The 20742-nt window shown below is 56.1% G+C and carries 17 protein-coding genes; 13 read left to right on the forward strand and 4 right to left on the reverse strand.

Annotated elements, in window-relative coordinates; genetic code table 11:
- Window positions 1-37 precede the first annotated feature (37 nt).
- The 4 genes from AAE045_RS09820 (at window position 38) to agp (ending at window position 4902) form a co-directional block, all read left to right on the forward strand.
- Window positions 38-508, forward strand: coding sequence for a hypothetical protein (locus tag AAE045_RS09820; RefSeq protein ID WP_455547557.1), 471 nt, complete (start codon window positions 38-40; stop codon window positions 506-508).
- A gap of 48 nt (window positions 509-556) precedes the next feature.
- Complete coding sequence (locus AAE045_RS09825) at window positions 557-1789, forward strand: VasL domain-containing protein (protein ID WP_455547558.1); 1233 nt, start codon at window positions 557-559, stop codon at window positions 1787-1789.
- Between the two features lie 297 nt (window positions 1790-2086).
- The gene (locus AAE045_RS09830; protein ID WP_455547559.1) at window positions 2087-3505 is read left to right on the forward strand and encodes a sugar porter family MFS transporter; all 1419 of its coding nucleotides are present in this window, start codon (window positions 2087-2089) and stop codon (window positions 3503-3505) included.
- Between the two features lie 149 nt (window positions 3506-3654).
- Window positions 3655-4902 (forward strand): bifunctional glucose-1-phosphatase/inositol phosphatase, encoded by a 1248-nt coding sequence (gene agp, locus AAE045_RS09835; RefSeq protein WP_455547560.1) that lies wholly within the window; start codon window positions 3655-3657, stop codon window positions 4900-4902.
- Window positions 4903-4992: 90 nt separating this feature from the next.
- Here the strand turns inward: agp and AAE045_RS09840 are convergent, their stop codons facing one another.
- Window positions 4993-5220, reverse strand: coding sequence for a YccJ family protein (locus AAE045_RS09840; RefSeq protein ID WP_121267343.1), 228 nt, complete (start codon window positions 5218-5220; stop codon window positions 4993-4995).
- A 15-nt stretch (window positions 5221-5235) separates the two neighbouring features.
- On the reverse strand, window positions 5236-5832 hold the full coding sequence (gene wrbA / locus AAE045_RS09845; protein WP_455547561.1) for an NAD(P)H:quinone oxidoreductase: 597 nt from the start codon (window positions 5830-5832) through the stop codon (window positions 5236-5238).
- Window positions 5833-6223: 391 nt separating this feature from the next.
- Between wrbA and AAE045_RS09850 the strand changes: the two genes are divergently transcribed.
- Both AAE045_RS09850 and rutR read left to right on the forward strand, forming a co-directional pair.
- Entirely contained in the window at window positions 6224-6412 is a 189-nt protein-coding gene (locus AAE045_RS09850; RefSeq protein WP_455547674.1) for a general stress protein, read from the forward strand.
- Window positions 6413-6586: 174 nt separating this feature from the next.
- Entirely contained in the window at window positions 6587-7231 is a 645-nt protein-coding gene (gene rutR / locus AAE045_RS09855; RefSeq protein WP_455547562.1) for an HTH-type transcriptional regulator RutR, read from the forward strand.
- Here rutR and AAE045_RS09860 read toward each other — a convergent pair.
- On the reverse strand, window positions 7228-7620 hold the full coding sequence (locus AAE045_RS09860) for a lysozyme inhibitor LprI family protein (RefSeq protein ID WP_455547563.1): 393 nt from the start codon (window positions 7618-7620) through the stop codon (window positions 7228-7230). The two genes, rutR and AAE045_RS09860, sit on opposite strands and share 4 nt — an antisense overlap.
- 57 nt (window positions 7621-7677) lie before the next feature.
- Complete coding sequence (gene putA / locus AAE045_RS09865) at window positions 7678-11640, reverse strand: trifunctional transcriptional regulator/proline dehydrogenase/L-glutamate gamma-semialdehyde dehydrogenase (protein ID WP_455547564.1); 3963 nt, start codon at window positions 11638-11640, stop codon at window positions 7678-7680.
- A gap of 478 nt (window positions 11641-12118) precedes the next feature.
- Between putA and putP the strand changes: the two genes are divergently transcribed.
- The 7 genes from putP (at window position 12119) to chbC (ending at window position 20741) form a co-directional block, all read left to right on the forward strand.
- Window positions 12119-13627, forward strand: coding sequence for a sodium/proline symporter PutP (gene putP, locus AAE045_RS09870; RefSeq protein WP_455547565.1), 1509 nt, complete (start codon window positions 12119-12121; stop codon window positions 13625-13627).
- A 303-nt stretch (window positions 13628-13930) separates the two neighbouring features.
- Complete coding sequence (gene efeU, locus AAE045_RS09875) at window positions 13931-14764, forward strand: iron uptake transporter permease EfeU (protein ID WP_455547566.1); 834 nt, start codon at window positions 13931-13933, stop codon at window positions 14762-14764.
- 63 nt (window positions 14765-14827) lie between these two features.
- A complete protein-coding gene (gene efeO, locus AAE045_RS09880) occupies window positions 14828-15952 on the forward strand; it encodes an iron uptake system protein EfeO (RefSeq protein WP_455547567.1) in 1125 nt (374 codons plus the stop codon).
- 5 nt (window positions 15953-15957) lie between these two features.
- Window positions 15958-17241, forward strand: a complete 1284-nt coding sequence (gene efeB, locus AAE045_RS09885) for an iron uptake transporter deferrochelatase/peroxidase subunit (RefSeq protein ID WP_455547568.1) — start codon at window positions 15958-15960, stop codon at window positions 17239-17241.
- A gap of 670 nt (window positions 17242-17911) precedes the next feature.
- Window positions 17912-18700, forward strand: a complete 789-nt coding sequence (phoH, locus tag AAE045_RS09890; RefSeq protein WP_202302517.1) for a phosphate starvation-inducible protein PhoH — start codon at window positions 17912-17914, stop codon at window positions 18698-18700.
- 274 nt (window positions 18701-18974) lie between these two features.
- Window positions 18975-19298, forward strand: a complete 324-nt coding sequence (locus tag AAE045_RS09895) for a PTS sugar transporter subunit IIB (protein WP_455427688.1) — start codon at window positions 18975-18977, stop codon at window positions 19296-19298.
- A gap of 84 nt (window positions 19299-19382) precedes the next feature.
- Window positions 19383-20741 carry a PTS sugar transporter subunit IIC gene (chbC, locus tag AAE045_RS09900; protein ID WP_455427689.1) on the forward strand — a complete coding sequence of 453 codons (1359 nt, stop codon included), beginning with the start codon at window positions 19383-19385 and terminating at the stop codon, window positions 20739-20741.
- Window position 20742 lies beyond the last annotated feature (1 nt).

A 20742-nucleotide genomic window follows, 5' to 3' on the forward strand; every position in this document is an offset into this window, starting at 1 on the left:
ACGCGAATACCCCCATTACTCAAAGCAGAAAGAATTTATGTCAGCTAAAGCCCGCTTTCTTCAAAAACTTCAGGATAAACAAACTAAGAGTGGCCCGTATAACACTAAAGCCCAGGCCGATATCGCTGAATTCCAGCTGCGGATGAGCCAGCTTCAGGCATCGATGGAGGTCTGGCTTGAAGGCACCGATATTCACCCGGAAAGCAGACCTGTCTCCCTGGTCGAATTTCTGATCGGAGGAAAAACTTTCGAGGTGCCGGGGATCTCTCTGCGCTATGAAAACAAAGTCGTGAAATTCACGCCGGTTTTTTTATACGGGCATGGCGTGACGGGGTGTGCGGAAGTCACTCTTTTGGCTGACGGAAGCGTGATCCAGCTGTGTCGCCTGTTTATGCGCGAAGGGAAAAGCTCTTGCTGGACCTGGCGTCCCGCAGGGAACCAGACGGCACCCGGCGGAGCCTTTGACGAAAACGTTTTTTTCAGCCTTCTTGAAAGATCGGTGTCCTGAAGCCCGACTCTGCTTCTTACTTATTTTTAGCCTTCCAGGGATGAAACTATGCACGACGTACAGCCCCGCCCGATTAGAACCGGCAGTGACCCTCGCACTCTCTCTGACTTCATCGCCCTGCGGGATGAGATGAACAAGCTTACCCACCCGGCGCGCCCGGACGTGAACTGGAAACAGGTGGAAGCGTTGTCGCTGGCGCTGTTCGAGCGTAACGGCGTTGAGCTACAGACAGCGGCATGGTACACCCTGGCGCGAAGCCATCTGGCCCGCGTTAACGGAATGAATGAGGGATTATCTATCCTCTGCGCGCTGCTGAGCCATCAGTGGGCGCAGCTCTGGCCCCAGCCGGTGCATGCCCGGGCTGAAATTCTCAACGGCTTATTTCAACGTTTACAGAAGATTTTTCGCACCTTTTCGCTTAATCACGGTGACCAGCCTGCGCTGATGCAGGCTGAAAAACTGCTGGGTGCGCTTGATGATGTGTTAACGCGCCAGCAGCTGAGGCACGCGTGCCAGAATACCGGGCTACAGCAGCAGGTGCAAAGCGCCCTGACCCGGCTGGAAAACAGCGCTTCGCCCGCAGACGTTTCCGCCGCCATAACGCTGCCACCCCAGGCGCTGGCCTCAGAGCTATTACAGGATACGCAACCTCCCGTTAGCCGCCTGGTTTATGTGATACGCCCGGAGCCGGAAATGAATGTTCAGGTGGTGCGCGAAACACCGCCGTCGCCGCCGAAGCGCTGGCCGGTATTTATCGCTGGTGCCAGCACGGGGCTGGTCGTTGGCGCACTGGCGCTATGGGGCTGGAACAGAATGCATCCGGTATTCGAGCCGCTGCCCGTTGCGGCAAACGGCGATGCCCTTAAAACCCTGTCGCAGCAGCCGCCGCTATGGCTGGTGAATTACGGTTTTGTGCTGGCGGCAAGGGCTGAGCCGCAGGAGCGTGAAAAACTGAAATCGCAGTGGCAGCAGTACATTACGTCCAGCGCGCTGCCCGAGCAAAATCTTGCGGGCTGGCACCAGGGTATGGAGCGGCTGACGACGCTGACGGCCAAACTCAACGGGCTGGATGAGAAGCGGGGCAAATACCTGACCGTCAGCGAGCTTAAGTCGATGGTGTTCACCGCAACCCAGGCTTTTAATCAGTCGGTTCCGCTGGAAGAGCAGCTGCGCCGCCTGGCGCTAAAAGAAACGCCTCAGCCAGCTTCAGTTAAGCAGATTGACCTGCATTTTCAGCAGCTTCTGGCAAGCTACGCGTTGATGACCACCCCGCAAGAATAGGCCACCTCTCGTCGGGAAGGCGGTCATCCTGGATATTAGTACAATAATTAATCCATATTCATTTTTTATGATAATCAGGCTAAAACACCTGGTGGCTGGATATTTCTTCTTAAAATTTAGAGTGTTGATGAATAAAGCCTGGCCAGTCAGCAACCTCGCTATTTGAAACCTGCATCACAAAACGCGGTGGTGCAGCAGTATCATCCATCTCTTCGCCTGTTTTTGGCCTGACCCGCCCGCCGGGAATCTCTTACCGTTAGGAAAACCCATACTTTCCATAAAGGCAGGAGTTGTAGCATGTCTTATGTCAGTAATGCCCCGGCTGTTCAGCAAACGCACGAGCGCAAAGTTCGCCGCATGAATATGTTCGTCTCGGTTTCCGCTGCGGTGGCCGGTCTGCTGTTCGGGCTGGATATTGGCGTAATTGCCGGTGCGCTGCCGTTTTTAACCGATCATTTCTCTTTATCCAGCCGGGCGCAGGAGTGGGTGGTCAGCAGCATGATGCTGGGCGCCGCGCTCGGCGCGCTGTTTAACGGCTGGCTGTCACATCGCCTGGGGCGTAAGTACAGCCTGCTGGCCGGGGCGATACTGTTTATTGCCGGTTCGCTTGGCTCCGCCTTCGCCACAAATCTTGAAGTTCTGCTGTTTGCCCGCGTGATTCTGGGCGTTGCCGTGGGGATCGCTTCTTATACGGCTCCGCTTTATCTGTCTGAAATGGCGTCGGAAAAAGTTCGCGGCAAAATGATCAGTATGTACCAGCTGATGGTGACGCTCGGTATAGTGCTGGCCTTTTTATCCGATACCGCGCTGAGCTATAGCGGCAACTGGCGTGCGATGCTCGGCGTGCTGGCGCTTCCGGCAGTGGTGCTGCTGGCGATGGTCATTTTCCTGCCCAACAGCCCGCGCTGGCTGGCGGCGAAAGGCCAGCATGTTAAGGCCGAAGAAGTGCTGCGCATGCTGCGCGACACGTCGGAAAAAGCGCGTGAAGAGCTAAACGAAATCCGCGAAAGCCTGAAGGTGAAGCAGGGCGGCTGGGCATTGTTTAAAAACAACCGTAACGTCAGGCGGGCTGTTTTCCTCGGCATGCTGCTGCAGGCTATGCAGCAGTTTACCGGCATGAACATCATCATGTACTACGCGCCAAAAATATTCGAAATGGCGGGGTTCAGCTCCACCCACGATCAGATGATGGCGACGGTAGTGGTTGGCTTAACCTTTATGTTCGCCACATTCATTGCCGTTTTCACCGTTGATAAAAATGGCCGCAAGCCAGCGCTGAAAATCGGTTTTACCGTTATGGCGCTTGGCACGCTGGTGCTGGGCTACTGCCTGATGCAGGTGGACAGCGGCGCGGCCTCAACCGGGCTATCCTGGCTGGCCGTAGGCATGACGATGATGTGTATTGCAGGCTATGCGATGAGCGCCGCGCCAGTGGTGTGGATCCTCTGTTCTGAAATTCAGCCGCTGAAATGCCGTGACTTCGGGGTGACCTGCTCAACGACCACTAACTGGGTGTCAAACATGATAATTGGCGCTACTTTCCTGACGCTGCTGGATAATTTCGGTGCCGCATCAACGTTCTGGATTTATACCGTGCTGAACCTGGCGTTCGTCGGCATTACCTACTGGCTGATCCCGGAAACCAAAAACGTCACGCTTGAGCATATCGAGAAGAAGCTCATGTCGGGTGAGAAGCTTCGCAACATCGGCCTTTAATTGTCTTTGAAGAGGAAGCGGGCGGGGGCCCGCTTTTGTAGCGCGGCGGGCCAATCTGCCGTTTTGCGATCCTGTTACCGGGTATTAACACGTTTTTCTGTCAGACTCAGATTGTCACATTTCTGTCATAACCTTCTGAGGAACCTGGGATGAATAAAAAAATACTCGCCTCGCTGCTGGCGGCGGCCTGCTTTGCGCCTGGACTGGCGGATGCCGAAGCCGCGCCGGATGGCTATCAGCTCGAGCAGGTTTTACTGATGAGCCGCCACAACCTGCGTGCGCCGCTGGCGAACAACGGCAGCGTGCTGGAGCAGTCCACCGCCCAGTCCTGGCCGGAATGGGATGTCCCCGGCGGGCAGCTCACCACGAAAGGCGGGGTGCTGGAAGTGTATATGGGCCACTATATGCGCGAATGGCTGGCGCAGCAGGGGCTGGTGAAGAGCGGGGAATGCCCGACGCCGCAAAGCGTCTACGCCTATGCCAACAGCCTCCAGCGTACTGTTGCCACCGCTCAGTTCTTTATCACCGGCGCATTCCCCGGCTGTGACGTCCCTGTTCATCATCAGGAAAAAATGGGCACCATGGATCCCACGTTTAACCCGGTCATCACCAATGACTCACCTGAATTTAAGCAGGCGGCGGTTAAAGCAATGGAAGCCCAGCGCGGGCACTATAAGCTGGACGACAGCTATAAGCTGCTGGAGCAGGTCACGGCCTTCGGCGATTCGCCAACCTGTAAAGAGAAGCAGCAGTGCGACCTGACGGCGGGCAAAGACAAATTTACCGCCAACGCGACCGAGGAGCCGGGCGTAAGCGGGCCGCTGAAGGTGGGCAACTCGCTGGTGGACGCCTTTACCCTGCAATATTACGAAGGGTTCCCGCTGGATCAGGTGGCCTGGGGCCAAATCAAAACGGATAAACAGTGGCAGGTGCTTTCCCAGCTGAAAAACGGCTATCAGGACACGCTGTTTACCTCGCCGGAAGTGGCCCGCAACGTTGCGGCACCGCTGGTGAAATACATACAGAAGGCGCTGGCGGGCAAGGAAGCGGCCGGGCCGAAAGTGACGCTGCTGGTGGGGCATGACTCGAATATCGCCTCGCTGCTGACGGCGCTGGACTTTAAGCCTTATCAGCTGCCGGAACAGAATGAACGCACGCCAATCGGCGGTAAAATCATGTTCCAGCGCTGGCACGACAAGAACGCCAACCGGGAGCTGATGAAGGTGGAATATGTTTATCAGAGCAGCGATCAGCTGAGAAAGGGCGAAGTATTAAGCCTGCAGCAGCCGCCGCAGCGCGTCACATTGCAGCTCGCCGGTTGCCCGGTCGATGCAAATGGATTTTGCCCGTGGGATAAATTTACCGAGGTGCTGAACAAGACGGTGGCCGGTAAATAGTTTTTGTCGGATGGCGCATTCGCTTATCCGACCTACGAATGCCGGTATTGACTTGATGAAACACCCCCGCAGCCGCGGGGGTGTTTTGCATTAAACGTTCTTCCGCTCGATAGTTTGTTCGCCCCAGAACAGCGAGTCTTTATCGGTCTTTTCAAACGCCTTCAGCAGCACCTCGTCGCTGCCTTCCTCCCAGATTTTCTCCGCGAGTTTCTCATCGTATTTCGCTACTTCAAAAATAGCTTCCGCTATCTCAGGCGAGGTGTTGCGTAGACTTGCCCATTCACCCACGTGATGCGCTTTAGATTCTTGAGTTGGCATATGCTCCTCCAGTAATTAACCGTTAAGTTTGACCGCCAGACCTGCAACGTATTCACCCTGATAGCGAGCGATCGACAGCTCCTCCTCGCTTGGCTGACGCGAGCCGTCGGCTCCGGCAATGGTTGTTGCGCCATAAGGCGTGCCGCCGCGAACCTGCGAAACATCGAACAGCTCCTGCGCCGCGTAGCCAATCGGCACGATAACCATCCCGTGGTGGGCAAGCGTTGTCCAGGTCGACGAGATGGTATGTTCCTGACCGCCGCCGGTCCCGGTGGAGCTGAAGACGCTGGCGAGTTTGCCGTACAGCGCGCCGGATGCCCACAGGCCGCCGGTCTGATCGAGGAAGGTGCGCATCTGGCCTGACATGTTGCCGAAGCGGGTAGGGGTACCAAAGATGATGGCGTCGTACTCGGCCAGCTCCTGCGGCGTCGCCTGCGGGGCATTCTGCGTTTTCCCGCCGGCCTTCAGGAAGGCCTCACCCGGCATGGTTTCCGGGACGCGTTTGATAGTGACTTCAGCACCATCTACCTTTTGCGCGCCTTCCGCCACGGCGTGGGCCATCGTTTCGATATGTCCATACATTGAATAATAGAGCACCAGTACTTTAGCCATCTTGCTTTACTCCCGGGTTTACCGCAGCGTTATGCTGCCCTCTGTTAAAGATATGCCCTGTGCCGGAGAGTGCAAACCAGAGTGGCTTTTCATTGATGAATCACAATGTCGCCGGAAGCGCGAAAAATGTAGCATCAGGTCACATTTTTAACGGCAGCACATTTCGTCAAAAATAAGAATATCTTATGAATTTGCCGCTTGAAAAATCACCCTTTCTGGCGATTTCATGTTGCAAAATATTACGGTTTACTGGTCAATTACCCCTGCTGCACTAAGCTTAGTTCCACGCGGCAACGTTAAGGGCGCAAGCCTTAGCCGCTCGTTGAAAGAGTGTTCTTTTGACGGAATGCAGAATGATGACTTATTAATTTCACCAATCTGGAGGTTAGAAATGGCAAACCATCGTGGTGGTTCAGGTAATTTCGCTGAAGACCGTGAAAGAGCATCAGAAGCAGGTCGTAAAGGTGGCCAGCACAGCGGTGGGAATTTTAAAAATGACCCGCAGCGCGCATCAGAAGCAGGCCAGAAAGGGGGCAAAAACAGCCACGGCAGCGGTAGCGGTAGCAGTAAAAGCAAATAGCCGAAGCCTTAGCGATTAGCCTGCCTGTCCGATAAATCATGGCTAAGAGCATGTCCCGCCGCCGGTTCCGTCCGGCGGTTTTTTATTGCCTGCCGCTGCAAGCCAGCTTAAACAAGTCGTTGTCAATCCTCGCCTTTGCTATGCTTGAATCAAATTGATTCAAGGAGAGTGCGCATGGGCGCAGGCGCAGTGCAGACAAAACAAACCGGGCGGCGTTCGCTGGCCGTCGCCGCCAAGAAGCAGGCTATTCTCGAAGCGGGCCTGGAGTTTTTCTCCCTGTACGGCATTCACGGCACCAGCATCGAGCGGGTGGCCGAGCGGGCCGAGGTCTCCAAAACCAACCTTCTTTATTACTACCCATCCAAAGAAGCGTTGTACGTGGCGGTGCTCAAGCAAATCCTTGATATCTGGCTCGCGCCGCTGCGCGCGTTTCGCGAGGATTTAGAGCCGCTGGTGGCGATAGGCGAGTACATCCGGCTTAAACTTGAGGTGTCACGCGACTATCCGCAGGCTTCACGGCTGTTCTGCCTTGAGATGCTTCAGGGGGCACCGCTGTTAAAAGAAGAGCTGACCGGCGACTTAAAAACGCTGGTAGAGGACAAGTCGGAGATTATTGCCGGCTGGGTTGCCAGCGGAAAGCTGGCGAACGTCGATCCGCACCATCTGATCTTTATGCTGTGGGCCACAACACAGCACTACGCGGATTTCGCAAGCCAGGTTGAAGCGGTGACGGGCAGTAATCTCAGCGATGAGGAATTTTTCCGCCGCACGGTGGAAAACGTGCAGCGGATGATTATTGAAGGGATCCGGGTGCGCTAGCGCGGCGGGAAGACGCAGCTGACATCGCCTTCGTCACAGTGCAGCGTGCTTTTCAGCAGTTCGGTACGCTCAACGGTTTTATCCGTCATGCACTGGGCATGCACCAACGGAGCGACGGAGCCGCCGTCAGCGCCGGAGGATAAAAAGGCGCAGTCCGCATAGCGGTAGGTAATCCAGGCGTTCTGTGCCGCTTTGAGCTGGGTTTTTTGAGCGTCAGTCGCGAGCTTCATCGCCTGACCGTAGGTCTGATTCAGGAGCTCGTCCTGCTTTTTATACTCTTTGCCGTAGCACTCGTTCAGCCCGGCCTGGGTTGTTTCGTTGTCGCAGCCGTCGGCCAGCACGCTGGTGCTAATCAGTAAACCAGCAATCAGTAAACAAAGGCGTTTCATTAATACTCCCTCAAAAAAATGGCTCCATGAAAGGAGCCATTTCAGCGTAGCGAAAACTTAACCGATTGTCATCAGGCTGGCGTTGCCCCCGGCGGCGGCGGTGTTGACGCTCAGCGAACGTTCCACATACAGGCGTTCCAGCAGCAGATTGGTCTCTTCGCGGGCAAAGCCCTGCACCGAAACAATGGCGCCGTTACGGGCGGCGACTTTTTCACACAGCTCGCGCAGCTGGTCGGAGTCACCGTGATAGATAACCGCATCAAATTGCTGTTCGGGCAGCGTTTCCGCTTTGGCGAAATCAATCTTCTGCTGTACCAGAGCGGGCAGCTGTTTAGCCAGATCGCGATGCAGTTTGTCATCCGCCCACAGAACACGGCTACCCACGCTGGTTACCGCTGAAAGCTGCACCAGCGCATCCTGTTCGCTGTCCGCCACGCACAGAACGCGTTCGCGCGGCATCAGCGCATAGGTGTTGCGTTCGCCCGTCGGGCCGGGCAGCAGGCGCAGCGTGCCGCTCTGCGCCTGTTCAGCGAAGCGTTGGCACAGGGCGTGCAGTTCGCTCCGGCTGACGGCCCATTCGGTCAGCGCCCTATGCGCTTCCTGAAGGCTTGCTTTCAGCGTGGCATCGACGGGCAGCTCTGCATCCTGGCGGTTAAGCGTTGTCAGCAGGGCGGTTTCCGGGCGGTTAGCCAGCAGGCGATACAGGTAAAGCGGGCCGCCTGCTTTCGGGCCGGTGCCCGACAGGCCTTCGCCACCAAACGGCTGGACGCCAACGACCGCGCCTACCATGTTGCGGTTCACGTACATATTGCCGACGTGGGCTGAACCGGTGACCTGGGCGATTGTTTCGTCGATGCGGGTATGGACGCCGAGCGTCAGGCCGTAGCCCGCCGCGTTAATCTGTTCGATCAGCGCCTCAAGGTTGTTACGGCTGTAGCGAACCACGTGCAGCACCGGACCAAAGACCTCTTTTTGCATCTCGTCGAAGCTCTCAAGCTCGATAAGCGTAGGGGCCACGAAGGTGCCGCTTTGCCACTCTTTCATATCCATATCGTCTTCGCGGACGGCCTGGAAGACCTTGCGGCCTTTTGCGCGCATTCCCTGGATATGCTTATCAATGTTCTCTTTTGCTTCCGCATCGATAACCGGGCCGATATCCGTCGTCAGACGGCCGGGATTGCCCATGCGGCACTCGCCCATCGCGCCGCGCAGCATTTGCAGCGTATGCTCGGCAACGTCTTCCTGAATGCACAGCACGCGCAGGGCAGAGCAGCGCTGGCCCGCGCTATCAAACGCTGAGGCCACCACGTCCACCACGACCTGTTCGGTGAGCGCGGATGAATCAACGATCATGGCGTTAAGGCCGCCTGTTTCAGCGATGAGCGGCGTTGGACGCCCCTGCGGATCCAGACGGTCGGCGATATTGCGCTGCAGCAGGGTGGCGACTTCGGTTGAGCCGGTGAACATCACGCCGCGAACGCGGGCGTCGCCTGTCAGCTGCGCGCCAACGGTTTCGCCACGGCCCGGCAGCAGTTGCAGCACGCCCGCAGGCACGCCTGCTTCCAGCAGGATGGCAATACCCTGAGCGGCAATCAGCGGCGTCTGCTCGGCAGGTTTTGCCAGCACGCAGTTGCCCGCCGCAAGGGCTGCGGCAATCTGGCCGGTGAAAATAGCCAGCGGGAAGTTCCACGGGCTGATGCAGACCACCGGGCCAAGCGGGCGATGCGTTTCGTTATCGAAGTCGTTGCGCACCTGGCCCGCATAGTAGTAGAGGAAATCTACCGCTTCGCGCACTTCGGCAATCGCGTTGCTGAAGGTTTTACCTGCCTCACGCACGAGGATGCCGATGAGCTGCTGCATCTGGCCTTCCATAATCACCGCCGCGCGCTCAAGAATAACGGCGCGCTCCTGCGGCGGCGTGGCGAACCAGATAGGTGCGTTGTTCACCGCACTTTCCAGCGCGCGGGAAACCTCTTCGCTGGTTGCCTCGCGCATGTAGCCCACGGTGTCGTTCGGCTCCGCCGGGTTTTTCACCGCGACCAAATCACCTTCGGCAACGGCTTCTTCAAGGATGGGCAGCGCCTGCCACTTCTGCGCCGCGCTGTTGAGCAGGGCCGAAGAGAGCGACGCCAGGCGGTGTTCGTTCGCCAGGTCCAGACCGCCGGAGTTGCTGCGATCCGCACCGTAAAGATCTTTAGGTAAGGCAATTTTCGGGTGCGGCAGGCCGAGCTGGCCCTCTTTACCGGCCAGCCCTTCGGTGGCGGTAACCGGATCGGTGACCAGCTCGTCCAGCGGCAGGGTGTTATCGGCGATGCGGTTAACAAATGAGGTATTCGCGCCGTTCTCCAGCAGGCGGCGCACCAGGTAGGCCAGCAGGGTTTCATGGGTGCCAACCGGCGCGTAGATACGGCAAGGGCGGTTCAGCTTGCCGTCGGCAATCTTGCCGACTACCTGATCGTACAGCGGTTCGCCCATGCCGTGCAGGCACTGGAACTCGTACTGGCCCGGGTAGTAGTTCTGCCCGGCAAGGTTATAAATTGCCGCCAGGGTGTGCGCGTTATGGGTAGCAAACTGCGGGTAAATCAGGTTCGGCACGGTAAGCAGTTTTTTCGCACAGGCGAGGTAAGAGATATCGGTGTACACCTTGCGGGTATAAACCGGGTAGCCCTCAAGGCCCTCCATCTGCGCGCGCTTGATTTCGCTGTCCCAGTAGGCCCCTTTCACCAGGCGAATCATCAGGCGGCGACGGCTGCGGGTGGCGAGATCGATCAGGTAATCGATAACGAACGGACAGCGCTTCTGGTAGGCCTGGATAACAAAGCCGATACCGTTCCAGCCCGCCAGCTCCGGCTCAAAGCAGAGTTTTTCCAGCAGATCCAGAGAGATCTCCAGGCGATCGGCTTCCTCGGCATCAATGTTAAGACCCACGTCGTACTGGCGAGCCAGCAGGGTCAGGGATTTCAGACGAGGATACAGCTCTTCCATTACGCGATCGTACTGGGCGCGGCTGTAGCGCGGGTGCAGGGCAGAGAGCTTAATTGAGATGCCCGGGCCTTCATAAATACCCCGGCCGTTTGAGGCCTTGCCGATGGCGTGAATGGCCTGCTGGTAGGAAACCATATAAGCCTGCGCGTCGGCGGCGGTCAGCGCGGCTTCGCCGAGCATATCGTAAGAGTAGCGGAAGCCTTTCTCTTCGAGCCTGCGGGCGTTGGCCAGCGCTTCGGAGATGGTTTCACCGGTCACAAACTGCTCGCCCATCAGGCGCATCGCCATATCCACGCCTTTGCGGATCAGCGGCTCGCCGCTCTTGCTGATGATGCGGTTCAGGGAGTGGGAGAGGCTGGCTTCGTTATGCGTGGAGACCAGGCGGCCGGTAAACAGCAGGCCCCAGGTGGCGGCGTTAACGAACAGCGACGGGCTGCGGCCAATGTGCGAGTGCCAGTTGCCGTTGCTGATCTTGTCGCGGATTAGCGCATCGCGCGTGGCCTTGTCCGGAATACGCAGCAGCGCTTCCGCCAGGCACATCAGCGCCACGCCTTCCTGCGAGGAAAGGGAGAATTCCTGCAGCAAACCTTGTACCATGCCCGCCCGGCCTGAAGCGCTCTTCTGATTGCGAAGCTTTTCAGCAAGTTGGTAGGCAAGCTTATGGGTTTGTTCGGCGATGGCCTGCGGCAGACGAGCCTGTTCCAGAATCATCGGCACGGCGTCGGTTTCCGGACGTCGCCACGCAGCGGTGATCGCCGCGCGGGTGACTGACTGCGGCAGGACCTGCTCGGCGAAATCGAGAAACGGCTGATGCGTCTCTTCGGCGGCCGGTGGCGTTTCATCGCTTTCGTTAGCGGCACCGGCGAGCAGGGCAGGGAGCTCAGGCAGCTCGTCGTTATTTTCCAGGCGTTCAAGATAGTTAAAGATGGCCTGTTTAATCAGCCAGTGCGGCGTGCGGTCAATGCGTGAAGCGGCGTGCTTAATACGTTCGCGGGTTGCTTCGTCGAGTTTTACACCCATGGTGGTGGTGCCCATGCCAGAGACTCCCTTTCCCCTACAGACTTCAGGCAGCAGGGGATTGGCTGCAGCCCGAATGATATGGGGGAGATATGTGGTTGATAAAAGTTACCCGGCAATATCTATCAGGTTGCAACTTTGTGCAACCTTGTTAAATGTGAGCCAGCTAGCAGGTCGGGAAAAGAGTCAATTTGTTAAATTTAAAATAAGAAAGCGATCTGGTTAATTATTTGCAGACGCGGCTAATTAGCCGACATAGTTAACACTTTCGACGGGTGCAACCTAGAAAAGCGTGAGCAAGTGCAACCTCCCGACAAAAGCTATTTTTTGTATGGTGAATTTCTTGTGAATGGCATGTTAAAACGTTTGTGAATAAATAAGGCTTCCGTCAGGATACGGTCGCAAACCGACAACTCAACAGGCCCCGCCGCGTTCCGGTGAGGCGCTACCGGTAACGACAGTAAAAATAACCGGTAAATAAATCTGGAGAAGATGCATGACCATGAGTACACCGATGCTGGTGACTTTCCTTGTTTATATCTTTGGCATGATATTGATAGGGTTTATCGCCTGGCGCTCAACAAAAAACTTTGATGATTATATTCTCGGCGGACGCAGCCTCGGCAGCCTGGTGACGGCATTGTCCGCCGGTGCTTCGGATATGAGCGGCTGGTTATTAATGGGCCTGCCCGGCGCGATATTCCTGTCCGGGATTTCCGAAAGCTGGATTGCCATCGGCCTCACCGTCGGGGCTTATATTAACTGGAAGCTGGTCGCGGGGCGCCTGCGCGTTCACACGGAAGTAAATAACAACGCCCTGACGCTGCCGGATTATTTTACCGGGCGCTTCGAGGATAAAAGCCGCCTGCTGCGTATTATCTCCGCGCTGGTGATTCTGCTGTTCTTCACTATCTATTGCGCATCCGGCATCGTCGCGGGGGCGCGCCTGTTCGAAAGCACCTTCGGCATGAGCTATGAAACGGCGCTGTGGGCCGGGGCTGCGGCAACTATCCTCTATACCTTCGTGGGCGGTTTCCTGGCGGTAAGCTGGACCGACACCGTGCAGGCGAGCCTGATGATTTTTGCGCTGATCCTGACCCCGGTCATGGTGATTATGGCGGTCGGCGGTCTGGACGACTCGCTGCTGGTTATCAAGCAGAAGAGCATCGAAAACGTCGATATGCTCAAGGGGCTGAACTTTGTCGCCATCATCTCGCTGATGGGCTGGGGGCTGGGCTACTTTGGCCAGCCGCACATTCTGGCGCGCTTTATGGCGGCGGACTCTCACCATACCATCGTTAACGCACGCCGCATCAGCATGACGTGGATGATCCTCTGCCTGGCAGGGGCGTGTGCGGTGGGCTTCTTCGGCATCGCCTATTTCTCTAACAACCCGGCGCAGGCCGGCGGGGTAAGCCAGAACAGCGAACGCGTGTTTATCGAGCTGGCGCAGATCCTGTTTAACCCGTGGGTGGCCGGTATTCTGCTGTCGGCGATTCTGGCGGCGGTCATGTCGACCCTGAGCTGCCAGCTGCTGGTGTGCTCAAGCGCCATCACCGAAGACCTGTATAAAGCGTTCTTCCGCCAGGGTGCGGGCCAGAAAGAGCTGGTGTGGGTGGGTCGCGTTATGGTGCTGGTCGTTGCGCTGGTAGCCATTGCCCTTGCTGCGAACCCGGAAAACCGCGTGCTGGGTCTGGTCAGCTACGCCTGGGCAGGCTTCGGTGCCGCCTTTGGCCCGGTGGTGCTGTTCTCCGTGCTGTGGTCACGTATGACCCGCAACGGCGCGCTGGCCGGTATGATCATCGGTGCTGTCACCGTTATCGTCTGGAAACAGTTTGCGTGGCTGGGCCTGTATGAAATCATCCCCGGCTTCATCTTTGCCAGCATCGGTATCGTGCTGGTGAGCCTGATGGGGAAAGCGCCTTCTGCTGCGATGAGCAAGCGCTTTGCGGATGCGGATGACATTTACCATACGCCAGCACCTTCTAAGCTGCAGGCTGAATAGCTGTCTGTAGCCTTGTAGGTCAGATAAGCGGCAGCACAATAAACCGTAAAAGTCTCGCCTGTTGTCCCGAGATACCCGGGGCGACCCTGGGGTAAGGCGTCCCTCCGGGAACCTGACCCCAGGTTTCCCCTAATAGCTAGCAATAAGTTTTCTAAGGCCGGGCTTCCCGGCCTTTTTTACATCTGGATATAAATAACCCGACGAAGCCGCTTGTATTTCTTTTGGCGGTAATGATAATCACTATCGTTCTTTTTTACTTTTCTTTACGTCTTTTGACCTGACTTCACACCTGAGGTGTCCGGAATGTTTGTTCCGTTTCTTATTATGCTTCGCGAAGGGCTGGAGGCGGCGCTGATTGTCAGCCTGATTGCCAGCTACCTTAAGCGCACCCAGCGCGGCCAGTGGATCGGCGTGATGTGGGTTGGGGTCGTCGCTGCCGCCGCACTCTGTCTGGCGCTCGGTATCTTCATCAACGAAACCACCGGCGAGTTTCCGCAAAAAGAGCAGGAGCTGTTCGAGGGCATCGTGGCGGTCATCGCCGTCGTGATCCTCACCTGGATGGTGTTCTGGATGCGTAAAGTTTCGCGCAACGTGAAGGTCCAGCTCGAACAGGCGGTGGACAACGCGCTGAACAACAGCAGCAATCACGGCTGGGCGCTGATCGGCATGGTCTTCTTCGCGGTTGCCCGCGAGGGGCTGGAGTCGGTGTTCTTCCTGCTGGCGGCATTCCAGCAGGACGTGGGCATCATGCCGCCGCTGGGGGCGATGCTCGGTCTGGCAACGGCCATCGTGCTTGGCTTCCTGATCTACTGGGGCGGTATTCGCCTGAACCTGGGCGCATTCTTCAAGTGGACCAGCCTGTTCATCCTGCTGGTGGCGGCAGGGCTTGCGGCAGGGGCGATTCGCGCCTTCCACGAGGCGGGCCTGTGGAACCACTTCCAGGACATAGCTTTCGACCTGAGCAACGTCCTTTCCACCCACTCCCTGACCGGTACGCTGCTGGAGGGCATCTTCGGCTATCAGGAAGCGCCGACCGTCAGCGAAGTGGCGATGTACTTTATCTACCTTATTCCGGCCCTGGCGCTGTTTGCCCTGCCGCCGCGCCTGGGCAATCAGGTGACAAATAACGCTCGTTAAACTGCTTGTGGCGGGGATACCGCCACTTAGTTACAACATACTAATCTTTTAAAGGGATTGGCCATGACTACACATTTTCGTCGTAAGGCTTTGCACGCTGCGCTGTTTACCCTCGTTTCATCTGCTTTTGCGGTGCAGGCCGCGGATATTCCCCAGGTAAAAGTTACCGTTACGGATAAACAGTGCGAGCCGATGAACATCACGGTTAACGCGGGCAAGACCCAGTTCATCATCCAGAACAACAGCCAGAAAGCGCTGGAATGGGAGATCCTTAAAGGCGTGATGGTGGTGGAAGAGCGTGAAAATATCGCGCCTGGCTTCTCCCAGAAGATGACCGCAAACCTGCAGGCGGGCGAGTACGACATGACCTGCGGCCTGCTCAGCAACCCGAAAGGCAAGCTGGTGGTTAAGGCGGTGGGCGATCGGGCTGCGCCTAAGAACGATCTGATGGCGCTAAGCGGGCCGATTACCGAATACAAAGCCTACGTCACCGCAGAAGTTGCCGATCTGGTCAAAGGTACCAAAGCATTTACCGACGCGGTGAAAGCGGGGGACATCGAAAAAGCGAAATCCCTGTACGCGCCGACGCGTCAGCACTACGAGCGCATTGAGCCTATCGCCGAGCTGTTCTCTGACCTGGACGGCAGCATTGACGCCCGTGAAGATGATTACGAGCAGAAAGCTAACGACCCGAAATTCACCGGCTTCCACCGCCTGGAGAAAGCCCTGTTTGGCGATAACTCTACCAAAGGCATGGAAAAGTATGCTGAGCAGCTGAATGCTGACGTACTGGATCTGCAAACCCGTATCTCTGAGCTGGCGTTCCCGCCGAGCAAAGTGGTTGGCGGCGCGGCTGGCCTGATTGAAGAAGTTGCCGCGAGCAAAATCAGCGGTGAAGAAGATCGCTACAGCCACACCGATCTGTGGGACTTCCAGGCCAACATTGACGGCGCGCAGAAAATTGTCGACCTGCTTCGTCCTCTGCTCAGCAAAGACAATGCGCCGCTGCTGGCAAAAGTCGACGCCAACTTCAAAAAGGTTGACGCTATTCTGGCGAAATACCGTACCAAAGACGGCTATGAAACCTACGATAAACTGACGGATGCCGACCGTAACGCCCTGAAAGGGCCGGTGACTGCTCTGGCGGAAGACCTGTCGCAGCTGCGTGGTGTACTGGGCCTGGACTAAGCGTTATGGATGATAAAACAGAAAATGGCGCGCCTGTTCCCGCGCGCCGACGGTTACTGAAAACGCTGGGTGCCCTCGGGGGCGCTTTTGCCGTAGCGGGCGGCTGCCCCGTGGCCCATGCCGCAAAAAGCGAGACGTCACCCGGCACGCTGCCGCCCGATGCACGCAGGGAGAAGCAGCCCTTTTACGGACCGCATCAGGCGGGGATCCTGACGCCGCAGCAGGCTTCAATGATGCTGGTGGCGTTTGATGTACTCGCCGCGGATAAGGCCGATCTGGAGCGTCTGTTCCGCCTGCTTTCGTCCCGCTTTGACTTTCTGACCACCGGCGGGGCTGCGCCGGACACGCCTAATCCGCGTATGCCGCCGATGGACTCCGGCATCCTGGGCGCCGAAATTTACCCGGATAACCTGACGATCACCCTATCCGTGGGCAATTCGTTATTTGACGATCGCTACGGCCTGAAGGCGCAGAAGCCAGCTAAGCTGCAAAAAATGGAGCGGTTCGCCAATGACTCCCTGGACGCAAGCCTGTGCCACGGCGACCTGCTTTTACAGATTTGCGCCAATACCGCCGACACGGTCATCCACGCGCTGCGTGACATCATCAAGCACACGCCGGACCTGCTGAGCGTGCGCTGGAGGCGGGAAGGGTTTATCTCTAACCACGCGGCACGCAGCCGTGGGAAAGAAACGCCGATCAACCTGCTGGGCTTCAAGGACGGCACGGCGAACCCGGACAGCAGCAACCAGCCGCTGATGGACAGCGTGGTGTGGGTGACAAAAGGGCAGGGCGAGCCTGCGTGGAGCACGGGCGGCAGCTATCAGGCCATTCGCATTATCCAGTTTCACGTGGAGTCCTGGGACCGTACGCCGCTCAAAGAGCAGCAGACGATTTTTGGGCGCGACAAGCACAGCGGCGCGCCGCTGGGGATGAAGCACGAGCACGATGAGCCTGATTATGCCGCCGACCCGGACGGCAGCGTCATCGCGCTGGACGCGCATATTCGCCTGGCTAACCCGCGCAGCAAAGAAACCCAGTCCAGCCTGATGATGCGCCGTGGCTACAGTTACTCCCTCGGAGTGTCAAAATCCGGTCAGCTGGATATGGGCCTGCTGTTTGTCTGCTATCAGCACGATCTGGAGAAAGGGTTCCTGGCCGTGCAGAACCGCCTGAACGGCGAGGCGCTGGAAGAGTACGTGAAGCCCATCGGCGGCGGCTATTTCTTTGCGCTGCCGGGCGTGCCGGATAAACAGCATTATCTGGGACAGGGGCTGTTAGAGGCTTAATCCCCCTCACCCTAACCCTCTCCCTCAAGGGAGAGGGGACTGGATCGGTGTTCTCCCTCTCCTTCAATGGGGATAGCTGGATTGGTATTCTCCCTCTCCTGGGGAGAGGGCCGGGGTGAGGGCGTCCCGGCGCTACAACATCACTCATCCTTTCCCTGCTAATTTTTCATTCGCTAACAATTTCCCCCGGCGCAGAAAATAATAAATTCGTATGACTATCCCTTTGATATAAAATTGTAATATTACTGTGACATAACCATTGCAGCAGCACCGCGATTCGCTTATGTTGATTTAAAGTAAAAAATATGTTGCGTTTTAGATAATTTTTGATGTACTTAAAGCATGAGCGGTAGTTCCCGGCTGTGAAGTTCAATCACAATGGAGATCGCGAATGGTAGGGTCCTGTACCGGACGGCTTAAAAAACATCTTACCCGCACAAACCAGCGCGGAGGCCTCTCCTCCGGCTTCGCTTTCTTCACCGCTCAGTTTCCCGAAACCCCCTCCACTCAACGTGTTAACGATGCGCTAAGCGACGCCCGTCGTCTGACTGGTGCATCATCTCAACCGGCAGTTCATGGCTTACAAGGAAGCCAAACCTCATCCGTTAGTGAGCATAATCGCGTACACCACAGTGACGCGGGAAATGAAACCAACTGTAAGGTGCCATCCATGGGAAGACAGAAAGCAGTGATCAAAGCTCGTCGTGAAGCAAAACGTGTGCTGAGACGAGATTCGCGGAGCCACAGGCAACGTGAAGAGGAATCGGTCACATCGCTTGTGCAGATGAGCGGCGTGGAATCTATTGGCATGGCAAGAGATTGCCGCGACAACTCGCCAATAGCCGCGCGAAACGAAGCTCAGGAGCACTATCTAAACGCCATCGAGAGAAAACAGCTGATATTTGCCACCGGTGAAGCCGGCTGCGGTAAAACGTATATCAGCGCGGCGAAAGCCGCTGAGGCCCTGATACATAAGGATGTCGACAGGATAATTGTCACCCGTCCGGTCCTGCAGGCTGACGAAGATCTCGGCTTCCTGCCCGGGGATATTTCGGAAAAATTCGCCCCCTATTTCCGCCCGGTGTACGACATCCTGGTGCGGCGCCTGGGGTCGTCTTTCATGCAGTACTGCCTGCGTCCCGAAATCGGTAAAGTCGAAATTGCGCCGTTCGCCTACATGCGCGGACGTACCTTTGAAAATGCGGTGGTGATCCTTGACGAGGCGCAGAACGTTACCGCAGCGCAGATGAAAATGTTCCTGACTCGCCTCGGGGAAAACGTCACGGTTATCGTCAACGGCGACATCACGCAGTGCGATTTGCCTGCGGGCGTGCAGTCAGGCCTGAGCGATGCGCTGGCGCGTTTTGAAGAAGATGAAATGGTGGGTGTGGTCAGATTTGGCAAGCAGGATTGTGTCCGCTCGGCCCTGTGCCAGAGGACGTTAAACGCTTACGACTGAGAGTAATTGTTAACGTTTTGAAAAGCCCAAACTCCGCTTGGGCTTTTTTCTTTGCGCGAATTATTTGCCCGAAATGTGAAGGTGGTCAAAAGGATTGGTCAAGGAGAGACAATTTTTGAATGGCGGAAATTATCCTGGTCCACGGCGATGCCGTATACTCGACTCAAGCAGAGACAATCAGTACTTTTAAATTTTAGGCTATTGGCCCGTCAACAGAGTGATAAAGAAGGACCTTTGTCTGACCTGCAACCTATCGGAATACGAGGATTTCATCATGGAAAAGAAAGTTATCTACCTGTTTTGCTCCGCCGGCATGTCCACTTCTCTTCTGGTTTCTAAAATGAAGGCTCAGGCCGAGAAGTATGAAGTGCCGGTCATTATTGAAGCATTTCCTGAAACCCTGGCGGGTGAAAAAGGCAGCGTTGCGGATCTGATTTTGCTCGGTCCACAAATTGCCTATATGTTGCCAGAAATTCAAAAAGTATTACCGAACAAGCCGGTCGAAGTTATTGACTCGGTCATGTACGGCAAAATTGATGGGCTCGGGGTGCTGAAAGCCGCCGTCGCGTCAATCAAGAAAGCAGCAGCAAATAATTAATATTAACTTTTGATTTATTTTTCCGTCAAAGAACGACCTTACACAACCTGGCCGCCGACCCGGCGGCATTAAAGGAAACTGCAAATGAGTAAAGTCATTGATTCACTTGAAAAGGTACTCCTTCCTTTTGCCGTCAAAATAGGAAAGCAGCCGCACGTTAACGCAATTAAAAATGGTTTTATTAAGTTAATGCCGTTAACGCTGGCGGGGGCAATGTTTGTTCTCATTAATAACGTATTTTTAAGTTTTGGTGCCGGTTCATTCTTTTATTCTTTAGGTGTTCGTTTAGACCCCTCGACCATTGAAACCCTTAATGGGTTGAAAGCCATCGGCGGCAATGTGTACAACGGTACGTTGGGCATAATGTCTTTGATGGCTCCCTTTTTTATTGGGATGGCATTAGCTGAAGAAAGAAAAGTCGACCCGATGGCGGCAGGATTATTATCCGTCGCGGCCTTCATGACCGTTACCCCTTATAGCGTGGGCGAAGCCTATGCCGTTGGCGCTAACTGGTTAGGCGGTCAGAATATTATTTCTGGTATTATTATTGGTCTGGTTGTCGCAGAGCTGTTTACCTTTGTTATTCGCCGTAACTGGGTTATTACTTTGCCAGACAGCGTGCCGACATCCGTTTCCCGCTCATTCTCGGCGATTATTCCAGGCTTTATTATCCTGTCAATCTTCGGGATTATTTCCTGGCTGCTGGCCAGCTACGGCAGTAACTTCCACCAGATCATCATGGACTCCATCTCAACGCCGCTGGCGTCAATGGGTGCGGTTGTCGGCTGGGCGTACGTTATCTTCAACTCCCTGCTGTGGTTCTTCGGGGTGCACGGTTCACTGGCGCTCACCGCGCTGGATAACGGCATTATGACTCCGTGGGCGCTGGAAAACATCGCTATCTATAACCAGTATGGCTCTGTACAGGCGGCAATCGACGCCGGTAAACAGTTCCACTTCTGGGCGAAACCAATGCTCGACTCCTACATCCTGCTGGGCGGTTCCGGAGCGACGCTGGGTCTTATCATCGCTATCTTCATCGTTTCGCGCCGCGCTGACCATCGTCAGGTGGCTAAGCTGGCGCTGCCTTCCGGCATCTTCCAGATTAACGAGCCTATCCTGTTCGGCCTGCCAATCATCATGAACCCGGTGATGTTCATCCCGTTCGTGCTGATCCAGCCGATTCTGGCGGCCATCACGCTTGCGGCTTACTCCATGGGCATCATCCCGCCGGTGACAAACCTTGCACCGTGGGTCATGCCAACCGGCCTGGGCGCCTTCTTCAACTCTAACGGCAGCATCGCGGCACTGCTGGTCGCACTGTTCAACCTGGGTATCGCAACGCTGGTCTACATGCCGTTCGTTATCCTGTCGAACAAAGCGCAGGCGGTAATCGAAGAAGAAGAAAGCGAAGAAGATATTGCTAACGCACTGAAATTCTAAT

The organism is Dryocola clanedunensis (genome assembly GCF_038405435.1).
GTDB classification, from domain to species: domain Bacteria; phylum Pseudomonadota; class Gammaproteobacteria; order Enterobacterales; family Enterobacteriaceae; genus Dryocola; species Dryocola clanedunensis_A.